We start from the raw sequence: 18,280 nt of genomic DNA, 5'->3' as shown, positions 1-18,280 counted from the left end.
AATAAAATCTTTGATTCCTGCACTGATAACAAGGCTTTGACTGCCCATTTTGTTGGGTCAAAAGCGCCGTTTGCAGCTTCATATACTTTCTTCATTTTTTTAACCGAAAAGAAACAGCAAGCTAGTTTTCTTATCAAGGCTGAGGCGCAGTGGTTTCACCTTTGAGAATGGCCATTAGTTCAGGTAAATGGTCCTGGTAAACTCCTCTGGGCGTTGTTTTATATTTTGTAGTTAAATAGGCAGCAAAACCTACCACTTCTCCCATCATTCCACAGGTGCGCATGACCCGCGTGCTCCCAAATGCCACGTGCGTGGTGCTGATGTTCCTGCCGGCGACGAATAGATTTTGAATGTTTTTGGAATAAAGGCAGCGATAGGGAATGGTGTATGGCGCTACTTTAATGTGTTTGGTTCCGGCGAAAAACTCCTGACCTTCAAAGTATTTGCTGTTTTTAGCGTCGGGGAAATGCAGATCAATGGTCCACGTTGCCGTTACGGAGCCGTCCGGATAGAACTTGCCCTCCTGAATGTCCATCTGATTCAGAATGTGGTCACCGATAATGCGGCGCGATTCGCGTTTTCCGCCAATGTAGGCTACCCACGCAAGCTCCCGTTTGGCATATTTAGCGGCTTTGTTCTTTTTCAGATAGGACCAGTTTCCATAGATTGCACGCAGGTTATGATCACGGATTTTCTCCGCGTCGGTAATGGTGTTGAAGTTGCCAAAACCCGTTTCCCACTGCCAGTCAGCCTTGGGTTCGTCAATGTGGTATTCATCGGAAAATTGGATGGCCCAGGGCGTTTCGGGGAATGACGAAACGGTGTCACGTTCCAGTGAGGCCCATAAGTTGGATGTTCCTAATGTGAAATCATCGGCCTTTTCGGCAGCGAGCGATTCGCCTGTTTCTGCCTTGCTTTCGCGTCCCATTCTAAACTCTGCGCCTGCCAGATAGCCAATCGTGCCATCGCCGGTGCAGTCTGAGAAGAAGGAGCCGGTGAAGCGCATTTCCTTGTTTGTAGCAATGTCACGGCCTACAACTGCGGTAATGATATCGTTCTCTTTTTCAACTTTATAAACGTGGGTGTTCAGGAATAGGGAAATGTTTGGTTCTGCTTTTACAATCGAAATTTTACGTGCATCGCCATATTCTTTCGCATCCGGATTTCCGTTTCCGGGATCGCCATTGTCCATTTCTCGTACAATTCTTCCAAGTTTGGGATAATGGTTTTTATCGACATCGCCCATCAAGTGCACCCGGATTTCGGAGCTGTTATTTCCGCCCAGAACCGGCCTGTCCTGGATCAGCGCAACTTTTAGTCCCATCCTCGCAGCTGAAATGGCCGCGCAGGTTCCGGCAATTCCTCCACCAACGACCACCATATCAAATCGGCCTGCCTCGGCTGGTTTTTCGATAAGGTTCAGCAGTTTCTTGCGGAATGTGGTTAATGCTTGAAATTCGTTTGGAGGCGTAAATTTTAAATCGTCGGTAAACAGGATCGCGTCGCAGCGGCCATTGAAGCCGGTTAAATCTTTGATGGATAACGTCGCCGAGCCAGATTTAATGTCCGTTTCGCCACCGTCATACCATTTCCAGGCATCCGATCCGCTCGAACCGAAAACCGGACCAACTTGCTTGCCATCAATGCTGATCTCAAATTTCCCCGGCCCTTTCGGAAACGGCGCCCAGTCTTTGGTACGGACCCACACTTTGTATTTTCCAGGTTTCGGGAATTTGACGGTTGTAGTTGCATCTTTGACCGGCCTGCCCATTCCGTGCGCCATAATATAAGACGAGCCCATCACCACAAAAGACTGCTGGTCAATCACCCATCCGCCTTTGTCTTCAAACGATTCTGTTTCTACGAAAACATAGTTTTGCGCGGAGGCGCAGAAGGCTAGGAGCGTGAGCAGCAGCGTGAAGATGGGTGCGGCTACCCCGGATTGAAATCCGGGGTTATGAAAAAGGGTGCCTACGGCACTGGCTGGCAACTTCCATCCGGAAAACAGGCAAAGAGTGCCATCGGCACGACCAATACTACTAGCGTCGGGTTTCAACCCGACGAAATATGGGTTTTTCATGGGTTCAGGATTTTGTTAATGAGGGATGTTTGTTCGTCGTTTGATTTGGCCAGGGCCGATTTCAGGTTGTTTTTTAGGGATTCATTGAGAGCAATGGTGTTCAGCTTTTTCAGAATCGCTATTTGCAGGGCATATGGTGACCTTTCATAGGTTTGCCAAATCCAGTCCTGTCTTTTTTGTCCTGAGAAAAAATCGCTGTTCAGCCGCTGCAATGTATTTTTTGCGATAAAGACATTTTTTCCATCAATCACTTTCTCAATATCAGGCTCAAAAGTTTTCTTAACATTCCCTTTTGCATCCATCACTTTTTCCATTGCCCAATATTGATAGTGGTAATTGTTGCTCGTCAGAAAGCGATGCAGTAAGGCGCCGCTCTGGTAGGTTTCAATGATCTTTTTCATTTCTGGAACGATCGTTCCATATGCAATGTGCCAAAGCGTGTAACAGGTGTAGACAGCGCCATCGATTACATGGTTTTTGATCGTTTTCAATGTTGCGCCAGTCTTGGCATCTACCGAATCGGACAGGTCATCGGTGCCTTTTGTGATCAGATCTTCCATTTTCAGATCGGCGAAAATGGAATTGGGCTGAGCCAGAATATCCTGCAACTTGTCATAATCTTCCTGCTTAAATTCGTCGTGATCCACTTTGGTCAGCACTTTGTTTTTGGGCAGATCAAAGCGTTCATAATTACCTAGTAAATCCCAGTAAAAGTTGATATGAACCGGTTTGCATTCATTTGTATAGCAAACCGGCGTAAAAATGTTTCTGAAAAAATACTGCGGTTGCCCCTTCTCATCGAGCGCAAGTTTCAATGTGTAAGTCAGCGTGTCATTTTCCACAATCGTAAATTCACGGATCCTGTCATTTCCTTTTGCAGAAAAATGATGGATCGTGGCAACCAGGAAAATGATCAATATGCTTTTCATTATTTCCAGTCCGGGTTCTGTTCAATCTTCGCATTCGCATTGATCTCATCCTGCGGAATCGGGAAATAGCGATTTTTTGCAGTTACATTTCTTACCGGATATACGCTGTTTACCGCTTTTGGAATAACAGTCAAAAACTTTCCGGTGCGGGTAAGGTCATACCAGCGGTCGCCTTCGGCAAAGAATTCCCACGCGCGTTCCTGCAAAACGGCTTCTATAAATGCATCTTTGGTCAAGCCAGTTTTCAAAACAGGTAAGCCAGCGCGCTGGCGCACAACATTAATCGACTCATAGGCGGCAGCAGTAGCACCATTCAACCGCGCTTCGGCCTCGGCGGCGATCAGGTAAACATCCGGCATACGCAGGATCGGAATGTTTGGAATCAGGCCAATGGTCGACACGGGATCTTGGTATTTTTTGATCAAAACACCTTCTGTTGTGATGGGTGTAATGCTTCTTTGCGGCACCGTTTTTCCGGCTTTGTCAATATAATTGGTGTCTAAAAGCGTTCTGCGTTTGTCTTTTGGATCAAATGAATTGAAAAAAGACTGGTAAGCAAACATGGATCCGAACGAAGTCCGGGCATACTCGGGTCCGGCGCTTCCGGGAGGGCCGCAAAGGCCTACCAACTGATGGCTCAATCCAGGGGAAACAGGATCAACTTCATATGAAAAAATGTTTTCCAAACGCGCAGCATCCTCATTATCATAGCGATATACGTCCTGAACATTAGGCAACAACGCATGTTTATTAGATGCGATGAGCAGCTTCGCCTTCGCCAACGCGGTGGCATAGTCATCATTATATAGGGCAGCCTTTGCATAAAGTGCAAGCGCAGCTTCGTTCGACGCACGACCTTTTACAACTGCCGGGAAAGATGGAAGTCCCGCCGACGTGGCCTGGTCAAGGTCGCTGTAAATTTGCTTGTATACATCAGCTTTCGGGCTTTTAGCAGTCAATGCTTCCTCTTCGGTGTAGCTGGGCGTAATTTTCACCGGCACGTCTCCGAAATTTTTGGTCAGGACCCAATGGTAGAATGCGCGCAGGAAATATGCTTCGCCCAAAACTTGTTTTTTACGAGCTTCGTCCATCGTTGCGCCCGGCACTTTGGCGATCACCCAGTTGGCCTTTTCAATGCCGCTGTAACACGACTGCCAGATCTGCTGAGGCGATTCGTTAACCCGGCTGTTGCTTTTTTGGGTCGTGTAGTTGACGTCGTAAGTGAACATTGTCAACGTGTTACGACCTACCACACCGCGGGGGTAAGTTTGGTCATCGCTGAAATCGGCAACTAATGTGAGTGCCGGTGCGCCGCCGAGGCCGCCCAATGCGCCGTAAACGGCTACGAGTCCTTTTTCAGCGTCGGCTGCGGTTTTGTAAAAATCTTCGGTATAAATAGACGAATATATGGTTTCGTTCAGCTCGCAGGATGGCAGCAGGAGGGAGGCTCCCAGTATGCTCAGCGTAGCGCTTAATTTTAATGCTTTTCTCATGTTTCAAAAATTAAGATCAGTGATGAGGATTAGAATGTTACCTGAATACCGCCCAGGAATGATCTGGATTGCGGATAAACGAAGTTGTCAACGCCGATGATCGTGTTGGAACCTGCATAAGTATTCACCTCCGGATCATATCCGCTGTAATCGGTGATCGTGAACAGGTTATTGGCGCTTACATACAGGCGAATGCCCTGCACACCCTTGAAACGTGGTAATGTGTAACCCAGCGTCAGGTTTTTGCAGCGCATATAAGAGCCGTCTTCAACCACATAATTTGAAATCGGAAGCCTTCCGCCCTGCGCACCGCTCACATACTGATTGCTCGGATTTGTAGGCGACCAGCGGTCCACAACGCCTTTCAGCAAGTTGCGCTGACCCAGCGGGTTTTCGAAAGATAAGCGGCTGGCATTGTAGATATCGTTGCCCTGCGATCCGGAGATAAACACGCCCAGGTCAAAGCCTTTGAAGGCAAGGTTGGTTGAAAAACCATAGATGAATTTCGGATTGGGATTACCCACAATAACCTGATCGGCGGCCGTGATCTGGTTGTCACCCGTCACGTCTTTGATCTTATGGCCACCCAAACGCCCGTCGTAACCCGGAAGAATCGCTTCGCCTGTTTGATTCACACCATCAAAAACATATGTTTTGAACATCCCAAGCGGCTGTCCCACAGACAAAATCGTGTAAGTGGTCACAAAGCGCTCATTGGTAACACCGCCGTCCAGGTTCAGCACTTTGTTGCGGTTGAATGTGGTGTTGGCCGAAACGTCCCATTTCAATTTTCCGTCCAGGATCCGCGCATTTACGGCGAGTTCAAGCCCTTTATTTTCAAGTGATGCAAAATTGCCCGTTATGGAGCCATATCCGGCGCTTAACGGCAAGCCTTTGATGTAGAGCAGATCGTCGGTTTTTTTGTGATACACATCGGCAATGAAGCTCACGCGGTTGTTCAGCAAACTCACGTCAATCCCCAAATTCGCTTGCTTCGAACGTTCCCAACGCAGATCCGGATTCGCAATGCCGGTCGGATTGATGCCGGTCACGTAAGTATGGTTGATCAGATAATCACTGCCCGTTGAAGCGGCCGTTGAAAGTGATTGGTAAGGGCTTATGCCGCCTGCATTTCCGGTAATCCCAAAGCTTCCACGCAGTTTCAGGTCTGATAACCAGGTTAAATCTTTGATAAATGGCTCTTCAATCACACGGTAGGCTGCTGAAATGGCTGGGAAAACTCCGTATTTGTGATTAGCCCCAAACTTGCTCGAACCGTCCACGCGTGCTGTGAGGTCAAGGAAAATTTTGTCTTTAAAACCATAATTGATCCGGGCGAGATAAGAATCGAGTCGCTGGCTGCTCCGGCTGCTGCTAACTGTCCGCGTTAATGCAAGCTGTAAGGCTTCGTTTTGCGTGGCATCGTTTGGGAAACCGGTTGCATTCAAATTGTTGGAATTCGATTGTTCGAGCTGCGTTCCAAAAACGGCCGTAGCTTTGAATGAATGGTTTTTACCAAAATTCGTATTGTAGGTTAAAATGCTTTCGTGCAGCAAAGCCAGGAAATTGCCATTGCCTTTGGAGCCTGACCCGGAATTGTCATTCAGGTCACTTTTATTAACGATCGACCTGGGCGAGTAAGCATTGAACAATTCGCCGCGCTGGTCAATGTTGAAAGAAGCGCGATAGGTAAGGCCTTTAACAAAATTCACTTCGGCATAAAGATTGGCCAGCGTTCTTTTAATGTCCCTGTTTAACACCATTGACGCAAAATTCAACGGATTCACAACCTCGCGATACTGACCGCCGGCTTGCTCGCCAAACGGGAAAATGGAGCCGTCTTCGCGATAGGGTTTCAGCGTAGGCGGTGCGCCAATTGCCGCGCCCAGAACAGAAGACAGCACTGCGCCACCGTCCCCGATGTTCTCACCACCCGTCTGGATGCCATCATTAATAGAATAACTTCCTAGAATGCTCGTTCCGATCTTTACCTTTTTGCTCAGCCTGTGATCCAGGTTCAAACGATACGAATATCGCTTGAATGATGAGCCGATGAATGTTCCCTGCTGGTCGAAATAGTTAAGTGACAATGCCAGTTGTGTTTTTTCATTTCCCCCATTGATCGAAAGCTGGTGGTTCTGTATCGGTGCTTTACGGAAGATGTAGTTCTGCCAATTCACGCCTTCGCCCAGGGAAGCAGGATCGGGATAATAGTTATTTTTGAATACTTCATTTTCGAGCTGCGCAAACTCGGTCGCATTCAACACATCGAGTTGTTTGTTTACCTTCTGGGTGCCGTAATAGCTGTCGAATGTGACATTGGTTTTGCCGCTTTTACCGCGTTTTGTTGTGATCAGGACAACACCATTTGCAGCCCTGGCACCATATATAGCGGATGCAGAAGCATCTTTCAGGACTTCAACGGACTCGATATCATTCGGGTTAATGGTAGAAAGCGGGCTTACATCCGTGATGCCGCCGCCATTGGAAATCTGGATCCCGTCGATCACATAAAGCGGTTCGGAGGAGCCATTGATAGAATTGGTTCCCCGGATACGCACGCTGATGTTCCCACCCGGAGCACCGGAATTTTGGTTGATCTGCATTCCTGAAACTCTTGCTTGTAAACCTTGCGCAATGTTTGCAACGGGCGTTTGCACCAGATCTTCAGCCTTCACGGATGCAATTGAACCGGTTGTTTCTACACGTCGCTGCGTTCCGTAACCTACCACAACCACTTCTTCGAGTGCCTTTGTGTCGGTTTTTAGATTAATGTCAATGCTCGTGCGGTTATTGATGGCAATTTCTTCCTTTAAATACCCGACAAATGAAAAGACGAGTGTAGCATTTGCCGCAGCTTCAATGGCATAGGTGCCTTCTACGGTTGTTAATGTTCCCTGCTGCGTCCCTTTTACTGTTACACTGGCACCGGGAATTCCTTCTCCTTTGTCATCTGTAACTTTTCCCGTCACCATGCCGGACTGCGCCAGCAATGCATGCGTCAAGCCCAATTGCAGGACCATCAGCAAAATTGATTCAAGTATTCTTCTCTTCATATACTAATTATTAGGGTTAAAGGCAATGTTGTTCAAATAGAAATAATGCAATTCAAAATGCAGGTGATATATAGAAACGCTAATTATGGCAGTTGAAAAACTTCTTCATTCTGCGTTTTAATTGGAGGTTTTACATAAATATAGATGCGCCTGGAAGTGAAATCAAGCCATTCAGGACCCAAATAAATGTAGGAATTAAACAAAAAGTATCGGCAACGTTTGCGAATACGTTGCCGATATATGGTTTTATGACTTTTTAATATAAGAATTTTATATTTTTGTAGGTGGGCTTGATGTGTGGGGCAGGTCGTTGTTCAAAAGGTCTTATTATCAAAAAAGTGCAATATTTATGGTCAAATGTGTGAAGTGTGAACAGGTGGATAGCATTATGAAGGCAGGTTACGTCAGGGGCAAACAGCGCTATCTGTGCAAAACCTGTAATTACTATTTTACGCATTCGGAAAAGGACTTGTCTCTGCCTTCTGCTGTCAAGCGCAAGCGGCATCAGACCACGATCATCGACATTGCAAAATCGCTGGGAGTTTCGAACTCCACCGTTTCGCGCGCCTTACACGGGCATGCAGACATTAATCCGGAAACCCGGCAGGCTGTGCTGGATAAGGCCTTGCAGCTGGATTACCAGCCCAATCAGCTGGCCTATAACCTGGTAAAAAGCAAGACCAATACAATTGGAATGATCGTTCCGGAATTCCATAATCCGTTCTTCCCTAATGTGATCATAGGCGCGCATGAAGTGCTTACCAAGGCGGGTTATAACCTGACGATCATGCAGAGCAACGAATCATACCAGGTTGAAATATCCAATACAAAAGCAATGCTCGCCAACCGCATTGATGGATTGTTGATATCACTTACACAGGAAACCAATAATTTTGAACATTTGCGTGTTTTCGAAAAGCGGGGCATTCCGCTCGTGCTTTTTAACCGGGTTTGTGAGCATATCAACGTGCCCAAAGTAGTTGTGAATGATTTTGAAGCGTCTTTTCTGGCTGTGGAGCATTTGATCGTGAATGGTTATGAAAGGATCGCGCACTTGGGCGGGCCGCTTAATTTGCTGGTCAGCCAGGAGCGGTTGCGAGGTTACCGGGCCGCAATGGAAAAGCATGGCAAAATCATTGAAGACCATATGATCATCCAGGGCATGCTGACGCAGCAGAAGGCGAGGATTTACGGACAATATCTGCTCGATCTGACCAATCGCCCGGACGCCATTTTCGCAGTGAATGACTCTGCGGCCATTGAAATTATGCTGATAGCAAAAGAAAAGGGGATCAGCATTCCCGATGAGCTCGGCGTGGTGGGTTTCAGCGACAACCCGGAATCCGCATATATCGGCCCAGGCCTCACGACCATCCGCCAGCCGACCCACGAAATCGGCCGCACCACAGCAGACTGGATTTTACAGCTTGTTGACGATGAGGATGTTATATTGCCAGATAAGAAAGTCCTGAAAACTGAGCTGATCGTAAGAGGCTCCTCGCGGCGGTGTGGGGTTTGAGATTTTTCTTTATATTTGAAATACATTACTCAATTCATGACACATACTAACCTTAAAAATCTTCACTTATGTTACGATTAGCGGTGTCATCCAGTAAAGGAAAACGAACGATTTTAGGTTTTTTGAGAGTTCTTAAATCTCAAACTAAGCTCGCGCCTAAGATGGATACGACGGAATATCTCATGAGCAGTCCTACCGATAGAGAAGGGCTTTTGAAAGCCATGGATGACTTCGAAAACAACCGTGACGTCTTTATTCAAAGAAATCTTATTGAGCTTTGACGCTTTCCTGGCACCCTGTTGCCTGGGAACAATATATTGAATGGCAAACGGTTGACAAGCATATCGTTAAGCGTATTAATGAACTTGTCAAGGAATGTTTACGAACTCCTTTTGAAGGAAAGGGCAAACCCGAAATGCTGCGGGCCAATCTTGCAGGCTGCTGGTCCAGGCGGATAACCGAGGAGTATAGGCTGGTTTACAGGGTTGAAGGAGATGTTTTGTACATCATGCGTTGCAAGAAGCACTATGTAGATTAAGCTTTGCCCTAATTGCATTCGTGAACATTCGTGTATCCGTGGCAACACAAAAAAAGTGCGAATCCAAGGAAGCCGCACTTTATTAACTACAGAATATAATTATGATTGTCTTGCAGGAATTAGCTGAACACTTCCCTGAATAACTTTAGGCTTTTAGGGACGGCTGTGGCGGCATCTTCTTTTCCTTCCATTTCCAAGGAGATGTAACCTTTAAAATTGGCTTTACGCAGGATGTCTGCAATGCGCTTATAGTCCAGATCCAGGTCGTAATAGTGACCACCTCCGTAATAAGTTTTTGCCTGAACGATTGTTGCGTATGGTGCCAACCGCTCAAACTGCGGATAGGGATCGCCGACAAAATTTCCCGTATCCACATTCATACCCATGGCGGGCGATGAAGCAAGTGGTTTATAAATTTCGAGCAGATAATCAATGTTGGAAGATAAGCCCCAGTGATTTTCGATAGCGAGCACTACACCAGCCTTTTCGGCGGCAACGAGACATTCGCCCATCGCATCGATGCACCATTTAATAGCGTCCTGGTCGGTGTAACCTTCAATCGGTGGTTCTTTGCCGTCTTTATAATAATTGGCGTCCCGCTTTGCAGTCCGCCAGCTGCCTGTGTTCATCCGGATCGCCGGGATTCCCATTTGAACAGCCATATTGATACATTTGAGCGTATGCTCGATGTCTTTTTTACGGTCTTCGGCCTTGGGCTGCACAAAACTCTGGTGAATAGAAAGCAGCGGAAGCGATAACCCATTATCGAAAGCAAGTCTTTTCAGCTTGTTCATATAAGGAACCGTTTCGTTTTCCATCTGGCGGTGGAGAATCTCAACGCCGTCAAAGCCTAATCTGGCTGCATCTTCGATCACTTTCTCAACAGGATATTTTTCCTGACCAAAATGCCAGTAAGAATAGGTTGAAACGGCGAGCGGAATTCGTCTTGCAGCTGGTGCTGCGGGAGTAGCCTGAGCTTCGGCTGATGTCCCAGCCCACGTTGCCACTCCGGCCAGGGCAGCGGTTTTTAACCAGGCCCGGCGGGATTCGGCCTCATTGTTTGGGTTCAAATTGAAAGACATTATATAAAGGTTTAGGAATAGTTTATATAAATTAAATGTGAAAAATTTGGACGAAGCAAGTTAATCGAATAACCCGCTTCGTCCAAATCCGTCATGGATTTTGTTGCAGCACGCCAGATCCCATGATATCGATCTGGGCCTGAGGAATTGGGAAATACTCGCTTTTGCCTTTCACGAATGTTGCTCCGGCAAGGTAAGTCCTTTTCTTGCTCTCCTTTGCCAGATATGCATTCAGAACTACATCGGCAACGCCCCAGCGAACTAGGTCAAAGTGTCTGTGGCCTTCCATAGCAAGCTCCACGCGACGCTCGAAACGCACAGCTTTTCTGGCGTATTCCTGATTGGCAAATGCGGTGTAAGGTTTTACGAGATAGTTAGCCGCAGGCTTGCCCGAAGCATCCGTCACGACCACATTGGCAGCGCGTGTACGCACTTGGTTAACCAGTTTCAAAGCAGTGGCAAGATCATTCTCCTCCACTGCAACTTCGGCACGCATTAATAGAATATCCGCGAAACGGATTGCGCGATAGTTGTTAGCGTTCGCACGAGGCGATTCTGCACCCGCATTTTCACCGCTGTAAGCAAAAAATTTCTTGAATGTGTAAGGCCCTCCAAAAGCCTGGTCACGGATCCAGTTTCTGCCCGGATGCACGCCCCAATTCAGAAATGGCAAGCCTCTTCTGCCCACCGTCCAGTCCAAACGGGGATCCAATGTTCCCGTGTAAGGTGTGAAAGGATCTGCCGAGGAAAGACTTTCGTCATTGGTTACATCCACATCATTGAATGTATCCAGCAAAGGCAAGCCATTTGCATCCGTTTTAAATGCATTGACTAAATTTTGGGATGGCTGAAAAAATCCGCAGCAGCCACCAGGTGCAGATCCGTACGGGAAGTTCAGGTTGTCACCCCAGCTTCCGTTTTGACCAAGTCCGCCATCTCCGACCGACATTTGTACTTCGAAGATAGACTCTGAATTATTCTCAGTGGTGATCCGGAAATTTTCGTGAAAGCTGTTTACAAGTGCGAAAGGTCCATTGGTAACGATATCATCTAACAGCGGCTTCGCTCCGGCGTAATCCTGCTGGTACATTTTGGATTTGGCGAGCATGGCCTTTGCGGTCCATTTGCTGGCACGTCCAGCCTGCGCTTTTGTAACGGCCAGGTTATCAATCGCGTACTGGAAGTCAGCTTCAATCTGCGGCCAGATGTCTTTATCATTCGGGAGATTGATATAGTCCGTAACGGTTTCATCCACATAAGGGACCATGTTCCACATTTTCTTTGCTTCAAAATGGTACCAGCCGCGAAGAAAACGGGCTTCTCCGGACGCCTGCGCCTTTTCGGCATCGGTCATATCGGTAGCAGAGGCGATAAGCCTGAGGGCGTCATTGGTTCTGGAAACGCCGTCGTAAACGGTTACCCATTTGTCATTGAAGGCGCCAATGTCTGCCTGGGAGATATACCGCTCGATTGTGGTGATCTGCGACTGATCACCTACGTCGCTGCCTTTATAAGCGTCGTCTGAGGCCACCGATCCGTAGATCCAGTTGCTGACCGAAGAGGAAAAGTTAAAGCCCGAGCCAACCCCGTCGAGGAGACTGTATGCACCGATCAAAACCGCATTGACCCCGGATTTGTTGGAAAGTGATTGTTGATTGCCGACTCCCAATGGCGTGGTTTCGAGAAAGTCCTTGCCGCAGGATGTCAATAATCCCGCGCAGACCATTGCTGTTAATATGCTCTTTTTCATATGTGTTTTATTATCACAGATAAGATTTGACTTCAATTAAAATCCGAAATTGATACCCACCTGATACATTTTCGAATTAGGATAGTTGCCTTGGTCAACACCCAGCACCGTAGTTCCAGGTGACGAACCGACCGACGTAACCTCTGGATCGATGCCGCTGTATTTGGTGATTGTGAAAAGGTTCTGAGCTTGCAGATAAATACGCGCACTTTCAAAGCCAATTTTTGACAAAACTCCCGATGGCAATGTGTAGCCAAGTGTCAGGTTTTTCATGCGGAAGTAAGAACCGTCCTCGATAAAGTAGCTGGAAGGCTGCTGGCTGCGGCTGTCGTTGGCGTCCAGAATAGGAAGGACTGCATCAGGATTTTCAGGAGTCCAGGAGTCGTTCAGCATGCGAAGGCTTCTGTTACCAGCTTGGTTGTTAAAGTCAACCCATCTTTTTACCATGTTGATGATCTCGTTGCCTTTAACGCCCTGGAAGAATGCAGACAGGTCAAAGTTTTTGTAACCAACATTCAGGTTGATACCATAAGTAAAGTCCGGATGCGGGTTGCCCAGGAACTGGCGGTCGTTGTCCGTAATGGTTCCGTTGCCGTCTGTGTCGTGGTATTTGTATTTACCCACTGCCGCATAGCCAGGATATAACGGGCCAGCATCCACTTCTCCCTGATTTTGGTAAATGCCGTCAATCTGCAAACCATAGAACGAATAAAGAGGCATTCCGGGCACTGATCGCGTCCAGGTGTAGCTGCGGATCGCAGGTCCCAGCAATACCGCCGATGCGCTGTTGTTAAGCTTGGTCACTTCATTTTTGTAAGTGGAGAAATTGACACCCACAGAGTAAGTCAGGTCGCCGTTCAGGGCCTTGTTATTAAAGTCCAGAGCAATGTCAATTCCTTTGTTGTTCATTTCACCCACGTTCACAAAAGGGATTGTTGCGGAACCTTGTGTCGCCGGCAGAGCCACCTGATACAGCATATCGGAAGTTGTCCGGTTATACAGATCCAGATTGAAATTAAACATGCCTTTCAGGAACGTCGCATCCAAACCAATGTTCGTCTGTGTTGTCGTTTCCCACTTTGCATCGGGATTGCCAAATGCCTCAGTATCGAAACCTGGCTCCACGGCATTATTACCGCCGCCAATGGCATAGGACGATAGGTTCAAGCTTGACCTGTAGGTGCTGAAACCGTTGTAGTTACCAATTTCCTGGTTTCCGGTCTGTCCCCATCCTCCTCTGATTTTCAAATCATCCAGCCAAGTCAATGGTTTCAGGAATGCTTCTTCGGAAAGTCTCCATCCCGCACTGAACGCAGGGAATGTTCCATAGCGGTTGTTTTGTCCGAAGCGCGATGAACCATCGCGACGCACAGTTGCTTCAAGCAGATATCGGTCCTTTAAAGCATAGTTGACTTTCCCGAAAATAGAGAAAAGAGCCCATTCATAGGCACCGCCTGCATTGTTAATGCCGGCTGTTCCTGAGCTAAGGAACATGTACTGAGGATCTTCCGAAAAGAATGTTGTACGCGTCGCATTGAAATCACGTCCCGTTCCTTTGATGGCTTCCGTTCCCACCAAAACGCCCAATTTGTGATTGGTACCAATATTTCGGTTGTAGTTCAGTGTGTTAGACCACGTCCAGTTGATATCGTATGCATTGGCATTGGTCAATGCATTCGCAGCTTCAATTTCAGCTTCTTCCAAATCCAATAAAGTGTAGCCCACGCGATTTGCCGCTGTAATGTCAATACCAATGCTCGATTTAAAGGTCAGATCTTTCAGAATGTCTGCTTCCAGATAGGCGTTACCAAATGCGCGGAAATTGTTCGTCTGGTTATTCCGTGTCCGCCAAAGCTGCGCAACCGGGTTGGTAGCAGGTCCCAGACCAGCCGCTCTTGTAGCAGCGAAATTTCCCATAATGTCGTAGACCGGAATGATTGAAGGAATGCGATATCCGTTTCCGATCGGGTTTCCATCCTGGTTGTTCGCCGAGCTTACTGTTCCGTTGTTGTTATAGTATCCTTTGTTCTCAGTGTAGCTCACTTCCAGGTTTTCGCCAATACGAATGCGTTTTTTGAAAGTAAACTCTGTATTGGAACGCAAAGAATAACGATTGAAAGAAGTATGGATCAAGACACCGTCTTGCTTAAAATAGTTGAATGCAACTGCATAGCGACCTGTTTCACTTCCTCCCGTTGCACCTACATTATACTCCTGGATTGCAGCCGGACGAAGAATTTCTTCATGCCAGTCTGTTCCTTCTTTGTTCGCTTTTACAATCTGGTAAAAACCTGCTCGGTTGTAATTGTACAATGATGGGTTAACCCTTGGGTCACCCTCGGGAAGCCCGTAGCTTGATCCCGCCAGAATGTAGTCAGGAACAACAGGACTTACGCCATTGCCATATTGCTGATGTGAAGGATTGTCGTTTGTCAAAACGCCTGCATTTCTGCGCTGTGTCCAAAGCAGATTCCCAAATTGCTGTGGGTCTTTGATCAGGTCAAGGTCTATTTTACCGGTTTGCAAACCAGCCCTTGAATTGAATGTGAAACGCGGCGCACCCGCTTTGCCTTTTTTAGTCGTTATGATGATAACACCGTTTGCGGCTCTTGAACCATAAATTGATGCTGACGAAGCATCCTTCAAAACTTGCATCGACTCAATGTTATTTGGGTTAATGCTATTCAAACCGCCTTTTGTTGGCACACCGTCGATTACGTACAATGGGTCGTTGTTGTTAATCGTTCCAAAACCACGGATGCGAACTGTCGCTTCGCCGCCCGGGCTGTTGTTGGATGTAACCGTTACACCTGCCACCCGTCCCTGCAATTGCTGGGCAACGTTAGGCGCCGCAACTTTGGTTAATTCTGTTGCATCCACCGTGGAAACCGCTCCGGTAATGTCTCTTTTTGATTGAGAAGAATATCCGGTCACAACCACTTCGCTCAATGCTTTCACGTCCGACTGCAAAGTGATTTCTACCATTGATTTGTTGGTAATGTTCACTTCCATCGTCAAAAACCCGATTGAGGAAACCACCAATGTTGTGCTGCCTTCCGGCACATTCAGCGTAAAAGCGCCATCTGCGTCTGATGTTGTTCCCACGGACGAGCTCCCTTTCAAAACCACCGTCGCTCCCGGCACTGTGGCGCCGGTTGCATCTTTCACCTGGCCTTTAACGGGTACGTCAACGGACTGGGTCATTTTAATAGAGGAGCCGGTTCCTTCAAGCTGTGTTTGTGGTTTTGCCGAGGCCCTCTTTAATAAGATTTGCTTACCAGACACTTCGTAAGTGACTTGAAGTGGTGTCAAGAAATTGTCAAGAATCGCTTCCAGTTTTTCCTCTTTGGCGCTGAAAGTAACCTTGCGCTGCGAACGGATCAGTTCAGGGCTGTACATAAAGTTAACGCCCGACAACTTTCCGATCTGATTAAGTGCTGCTCCGATTTTTTGTTCCTTAATGCTGATCGTCAATCTGCGGTTCAGAACCTCCTGGCCGAAGCTGTCGAAGGCGAACGAAAGTCCGGAGAACATTGTAACGATCAACATTTGTATGAGGCTGATTCTCATAATTTTGAGCAGGGGTTTCTGCCAGTAAAAGGTTTTTTTCATACTTTTGTTTGTTTTGGTGGTCATAAAAAATCAGCAAAATAATTCCCTGGTCCCATAGGGATTTTTCCCACGGGATTAGTTCTTAGCGCCAGCATAGAGAGGGGGTTTGTGCAGGGTGAACGATGTTGACGCATCGTTCACCTTTTTGGTTTAGATCAAATGGTCAGGTATAGGTGAATAATTAGTTACAAGCATTGCCTTTAATGGTTATTTTGTCTTCACTGAATGTATATTCTGCTTCCAGAATCGTGCAGATCCATTTCAATTTATTTTCCAAAGGTTCATCTCCGAGCGTTGCGGTAATACTGCATTGCGCCATAGTGTCCTGATTATACTCGATGCGGATGCCATAAGCTGTTTCCAATGCTGAAAACACTTCTTTCACCGGTGTTTCTGTGTAAGTGAAAACCTGATTTTCAATGGGAATATTCAGTAAGACCGAGCTTTTTGTAGCAAGGCGGGTTAACTTCAACCGACTGCGTTCAAATGTTGCCTGCTGATTGGGCATAAGCAAAAGCGCTTGAAGGCTTTTGTCCTTTTTATATTGCGCTGCCTTTGCGTCATCTTTGGTATACACAGAAACTTGTCCGGATTTGACAGCTATGATCACCTTAGCATCGCCTGCGCCGGCTTTAATGCTGAAACTCGTTCCATGCACTTTCGCAACCAGTTCATTGGCATATACAAAAAATGGCTGATCCGGATTTTTAGTCACTTCAAAAAACGCATCACCTGTCAGGAAAACTTCCCGTTCCGACGCCCTGAACTGCTTTGGGAAGCGAATGCTGCTGTTTTTGTGCAGCACAATGGCGCTTCCGTCCGATAAGCTCACGTATTTTACTGTCTGGTTTTTATTGATAATCTCCGTGAAATCGTCTGAATGCTCTGTTACGGCAAGATCGCTTTTCAAATCTGAGCCGAGATATCTGCGCTTATAAATTCCAAATAACGCCAGCCCGAACCCGAGCAGAATGACCGCTGTAGCTGCAATGTTCCATACTGAAACCTGGACGCCGCCGATGAAGCGGGTCGGCCGGGCTGCCCGTTCTGCTTCAATCTGTTTGGCTGTGTGTAAAGCGTGTGCGATGCGCATCGAAATGTGCTCGTCTGTCAGCTGATATTCCGGGAAGTCCATCGAGTTTACCAGATCTTTCGCCGTTGCAAGCGCTTCCTGCCGCTCTTCGTTGCCAGCTGCCCACTCCGCCCATACATCATCCGCTTGCGGACGGCCTCCTTTTGCCCATGCGACAAATTCGGGGTTATCAAGCAAGTTTCGCAGCTCTGCGGACGGATTGGAACTCATACAAGGAATGCAATTTTCTATATTATCTGATTATGCTGTCCAAATACTCACTTGTAATAGAATATTTTTTGTTTCAATTTGAGATTAGCATAAAATTTGGAGAAATGAATATAAGAAAGCTAAATATGGATGTGGCGCAATCCACTTTTTGCGCAGGTTTTGTAGCGCACGCTGAATGATATTACTCACAGATTGAGGACTAATGGAAAGCAATCCACCGATTTCTTCGGGTTGAAGATTTTGGAAAAAACGGAGGTAAATTACTTCCTGCTGGCGCGTAGGCAGTTGCTCAACAACAGTTTTCAGCTGCTTTTCCAGCGCATGCGCAGTTTCACTTTCAATCAATACATCTTCACCAGAAAAGTCCGCATAAATCTCATCGAAACGGTCTGTTAGCTCTACATTGCCGGACAAGGACTTGATGGATTTCAGCATGCGGTGGCGAAAGGATTTGATCAGATAAAACCTGACAGAAGGCGTGTCGTTAATAGATTTGCGGTGGAGCCAAAGATGGATCAGCAGATCCTGCAGCGTGTCTTCGATCACCTGCATATTCATTGTGAATCGTTGTCCGTATTGAATCAGCGTGCGGTAATAGCGGTTGGCAAGTTCGGTGTAAGCGTCTTCGTCCCCGCTGCGGAAGTAGTTCCAAAGCGTAGCATCATCTGTATGTTTGGAAAACTGAGCCAATTGATTGAAGTCAAAATACGGATCTATTCAAAAATAGGCATTGACATCAACATATAAAATTCTCTTTGGTGGATTATTGAAATAACAAAATTTTATTGTTTTATTTTACAAAGAACAGACTTAAACAAGTTATAAAAAAAAGAGGCTGTCTCAAAAGAGGCAGTCTTTTTTCGTTTTTATCGGTTGTAAAGTTTTTCTGAATTGATTATCTTTAGGTATAAGCAATTC

The 18,280-nt window shown here is 46.8% G+C and carries 12 protein-coding genes; 3 read left to right on the top strand and 9 right to left on the bottom strand.

Features of this window, described 5'->3' with window-relative positions:
- Positions 1–133: 133 nt before the first annotated feature.
- From G395_RS0100065 to G395_RS0100050, 4 genes are read right to left on the bottom strand one after another with little or no spacing between them, the layout of a single operon-like run.
- The gene (locus tag G395_RS0100065) at positions 134–2,080 is read right to left on the bottom strand and encodes an FAD-dependent oxidoreductase (RefSeq protein WP_084439326.1); all 1,947 of its coding nucleotides are present in this window, start codon (positions 2,078–2,080) and stop codon (positions 134–136) included.
- The gene (locus G395_RS0100060; protein WP_035360159.1) at positions 2,077–3,009 is read right to left on the bottom strand and encodes a hypothetical protein; all 933 of its coding nucleotides are present in this window, start codon (positions 3,007–3,009) and stop codon (positions 2,077–2,079) included. The genes G395_RS0100065 and G395_RS0100060 overlap by 4 nt, the downstream gene beginning before the upstream one ends.
- Complete coding sequence (locus G395_RS0100055; RefSeq protein WP_026628169.1) at positions 3,009–4,502, bottom strand: RagB/SusD family nutrient uptake outer membrane protein; 1,494 nt, start codon at positions 4,500–4,502, stop codon at positions 3,009–3,011. Before G395_RS0100055 ends, G395_RS0100060 begins: the two co-directional genes overlap by 1 nt.
- A 29-nt stretch (positions 4,503–4,531) precedes the next feature.
- Positions 4,532–7,558 (bottom strand): SusC/RagA family TonB-linked outer membrane protein, encoded by a 3,027-nt coding sequence (locus tag G395_RS0100050; RefSeq protein ID WP_026628168.1) that lies wholly within the window; start codon positions 7,556–7,558, stop codon positions 4,532–4,534.
- A gap of 361 nt (positions 7,559–7,919) precedes the next feature.
- Here G395_RS0100050 and G395_RS0100045 point away from each other — a divergent pair, with 361 nt between their 5' ends.
- From G395_RS0100045 to G395_RS0100035, 3 genes are all read left to right on the top strand, one after another.
- Positions 7,920–9,077 (top strand): substrate-binding domain-containing protein, encoded by a 1,158-nt coding sequence (locus G395_RS0100045; protein WP_374754368.1) that lies wholly within the window; start codon positions 7,920–7,922, stop codon positions 9,075–9,077.
- Positions 9,078–9,145: 68 nt separating this feature from the next.
- Positions 9,146–9,358, top strand: a complete 213-nt coding sequence (locus G395_RS0100040; protein WP_026628166.1) for a hypothetical protein — start codon at positions 9,146–9,148, stop codon at positions 9,356–9,358.
- Positions 9,355–9,615 carry a Txe/YoeB family addiction module toxin gene (locus tag G395_RS0100035; protein ID WP_026628165.1) on the top strand — a complete coding sequence of 87 codons (261 nt, stop codon included), beginning with the start codon at positions 9,355–9,357 and terminating at the stop codon, positions 9,613–9,615. The genes G395_RS0100040 and G395_RS0100035 overlap by 4 nt, the downstream gene beginning before the upstream one ends.
- Positions 9,616–9,734: 119 nt before the next feature.
- On the opposite strand, the gene G395_RS0100030 is transcribed toward G395_RS0100035, so the two are convergent.
- From G395_RS0100030 to G395_RS0100010, 5 genes are all read right to left on the bottom strand, one after another.
- Complete coding sequence (locus G395_RS0100030; protein ID WP_035360157.1) at positions 9,735–10,697, bottom strand: sugar phosphate isomerase/epimerase family protein; 963 nt, start codon at positions 10,695–10,697, stop codon at positions 9,735–9,737.
- A 91-nt stretch (positions 10,698–10,788) separates the two neighbouring features.
- Entirely contained in the window at positions 10,789–12,447 is a 1,659-nt protein-coding gene (locus G395_RS0100025) for a RagB/SusD family nutrient uptake outer membrane protein (RefSeq protein WP_026628163.1), read from the bottom strand.
- A gap of 36 nt (positions 12,448–12,483) precedes the next feature.
- On the bottom strand, positions 12,484–16,059 hold the full coding sequence (locus tag G395_RS0100020; RefSeq protein WP_026628162.1) for a TonB-dependent receptor: 3,576 nt from the start codon (positions 16,057–16,059) through the stop codon (positions 12,484–12,486).
- 181 nt (positions 16,060–16,240) lie between these two features.
- Positions 16,241–17,362: a FecR family protein gene (locus G395_RS0100015; protein WP_026628161.1), complete on the bottom strand. Its 1,122-nt coding sequence runs from the start codon at positions 17,360–17,362 to the stop codon at positions 16,241–16,243.
- 84 nt (positions 17,363–17,446) lie between these two features.
- The gene (locus tag G395_RS0100010; protein ID WP_026628160.1) at positions 17,447–18,052 is read right to left on the bottom strand and encodes an RNA polymerase sigma factor; all 606 of its coding nucleotides are present in this window, start codon (positions 18,050–18,052) and stop codon (positions 17,447–17,449) included.
- Positions 18,053–18,280 lie beyond the last annotated feature (228 nt).

This window comes from Dyadobacter alkalitolerans DSM 23607, from assembly GCF_000428845.1.
Lineage (GTDB): Bacteria > Bacteroidota > Bacteroidia > Cytophagales > Spirosomataceae > Dyadobacter > Dyadobacter alkalitolerans.
Note: the sequence above shows the minus strand (reverse complement) of the source record. Positions and strands in the feature narration are given on the sequence as shown.

What these genes read in the sequence shown, in the direction of transcription:
- G395_RS0100060 (WP_035360159.1), bottom strand. Translation starts at nt 3,009, where the DNA reads ATGAAAAGCATATTGATCATTTTCCTGGTTGCCACGATCCATCATTTT.
- G395_RS0100025 (WP_026628163.1), bottom strand. Translation starts at nt 12,447, where the DNA reads ATGAAAAAGAGCATATTAACAGCAATGGTCTGCGCGGGATTATTGACA.
- G395_RS0100040 (WP_026628166.1), top strand. Translation starts at nt 9,146, where the DNA reads ATGTTACGATTAGCGGTGTCATCCAGTAAAGGAAAACGAACGATTTTA.
- G395_RS0100030 (WP_035360157.1), bottom strand. Translation starts at nt 10,697, where the DNA reads ATGTCTTTCAATTTGAACCCAAACAATGAGGCCGAATCCCGCCGGGCC.
- G395_RS0100020 (WP_026628162.1), bottom strand. Translation starts at nt 16,059, where the DNA reads ATGAAAAAAACCTTTTACTGGCAGAAACCCCTGCTCAAAATTATGAGA.
- G395_RS0100050 (WP_026628168.1), bottom strand. Translation starts at nt 7,558, where the DNA reads ATGAAGAGAAGAATACTTGAATCAATTTTGCTGATGGTCCTGCAATTG.
- G395_RS0100055 (WP_026628169.1), bottom strand. Translation starts at nt 4,502, where the DNA reads ATGAGAAAAGCATTAAAATTAAGCGCTACGCTGAGCATACTGGGAGCC.
- G395_RS0100065 (WP_084439326.1), bottom strand. Translation starts at nt 2,080, where the DNA reads ATGAAAAACCCATATTTCGTCGGGTTGAAACCCGACGCTAGTAGTATT.
- G395_RS0100015 (WP_026628161.1), bottom strand. Translation starts at nt 17,362, where the DNA reads ATGAGTTCCAATCCGTCCGCAGAGCTGCGAAACTTGCTTGATAACCCC.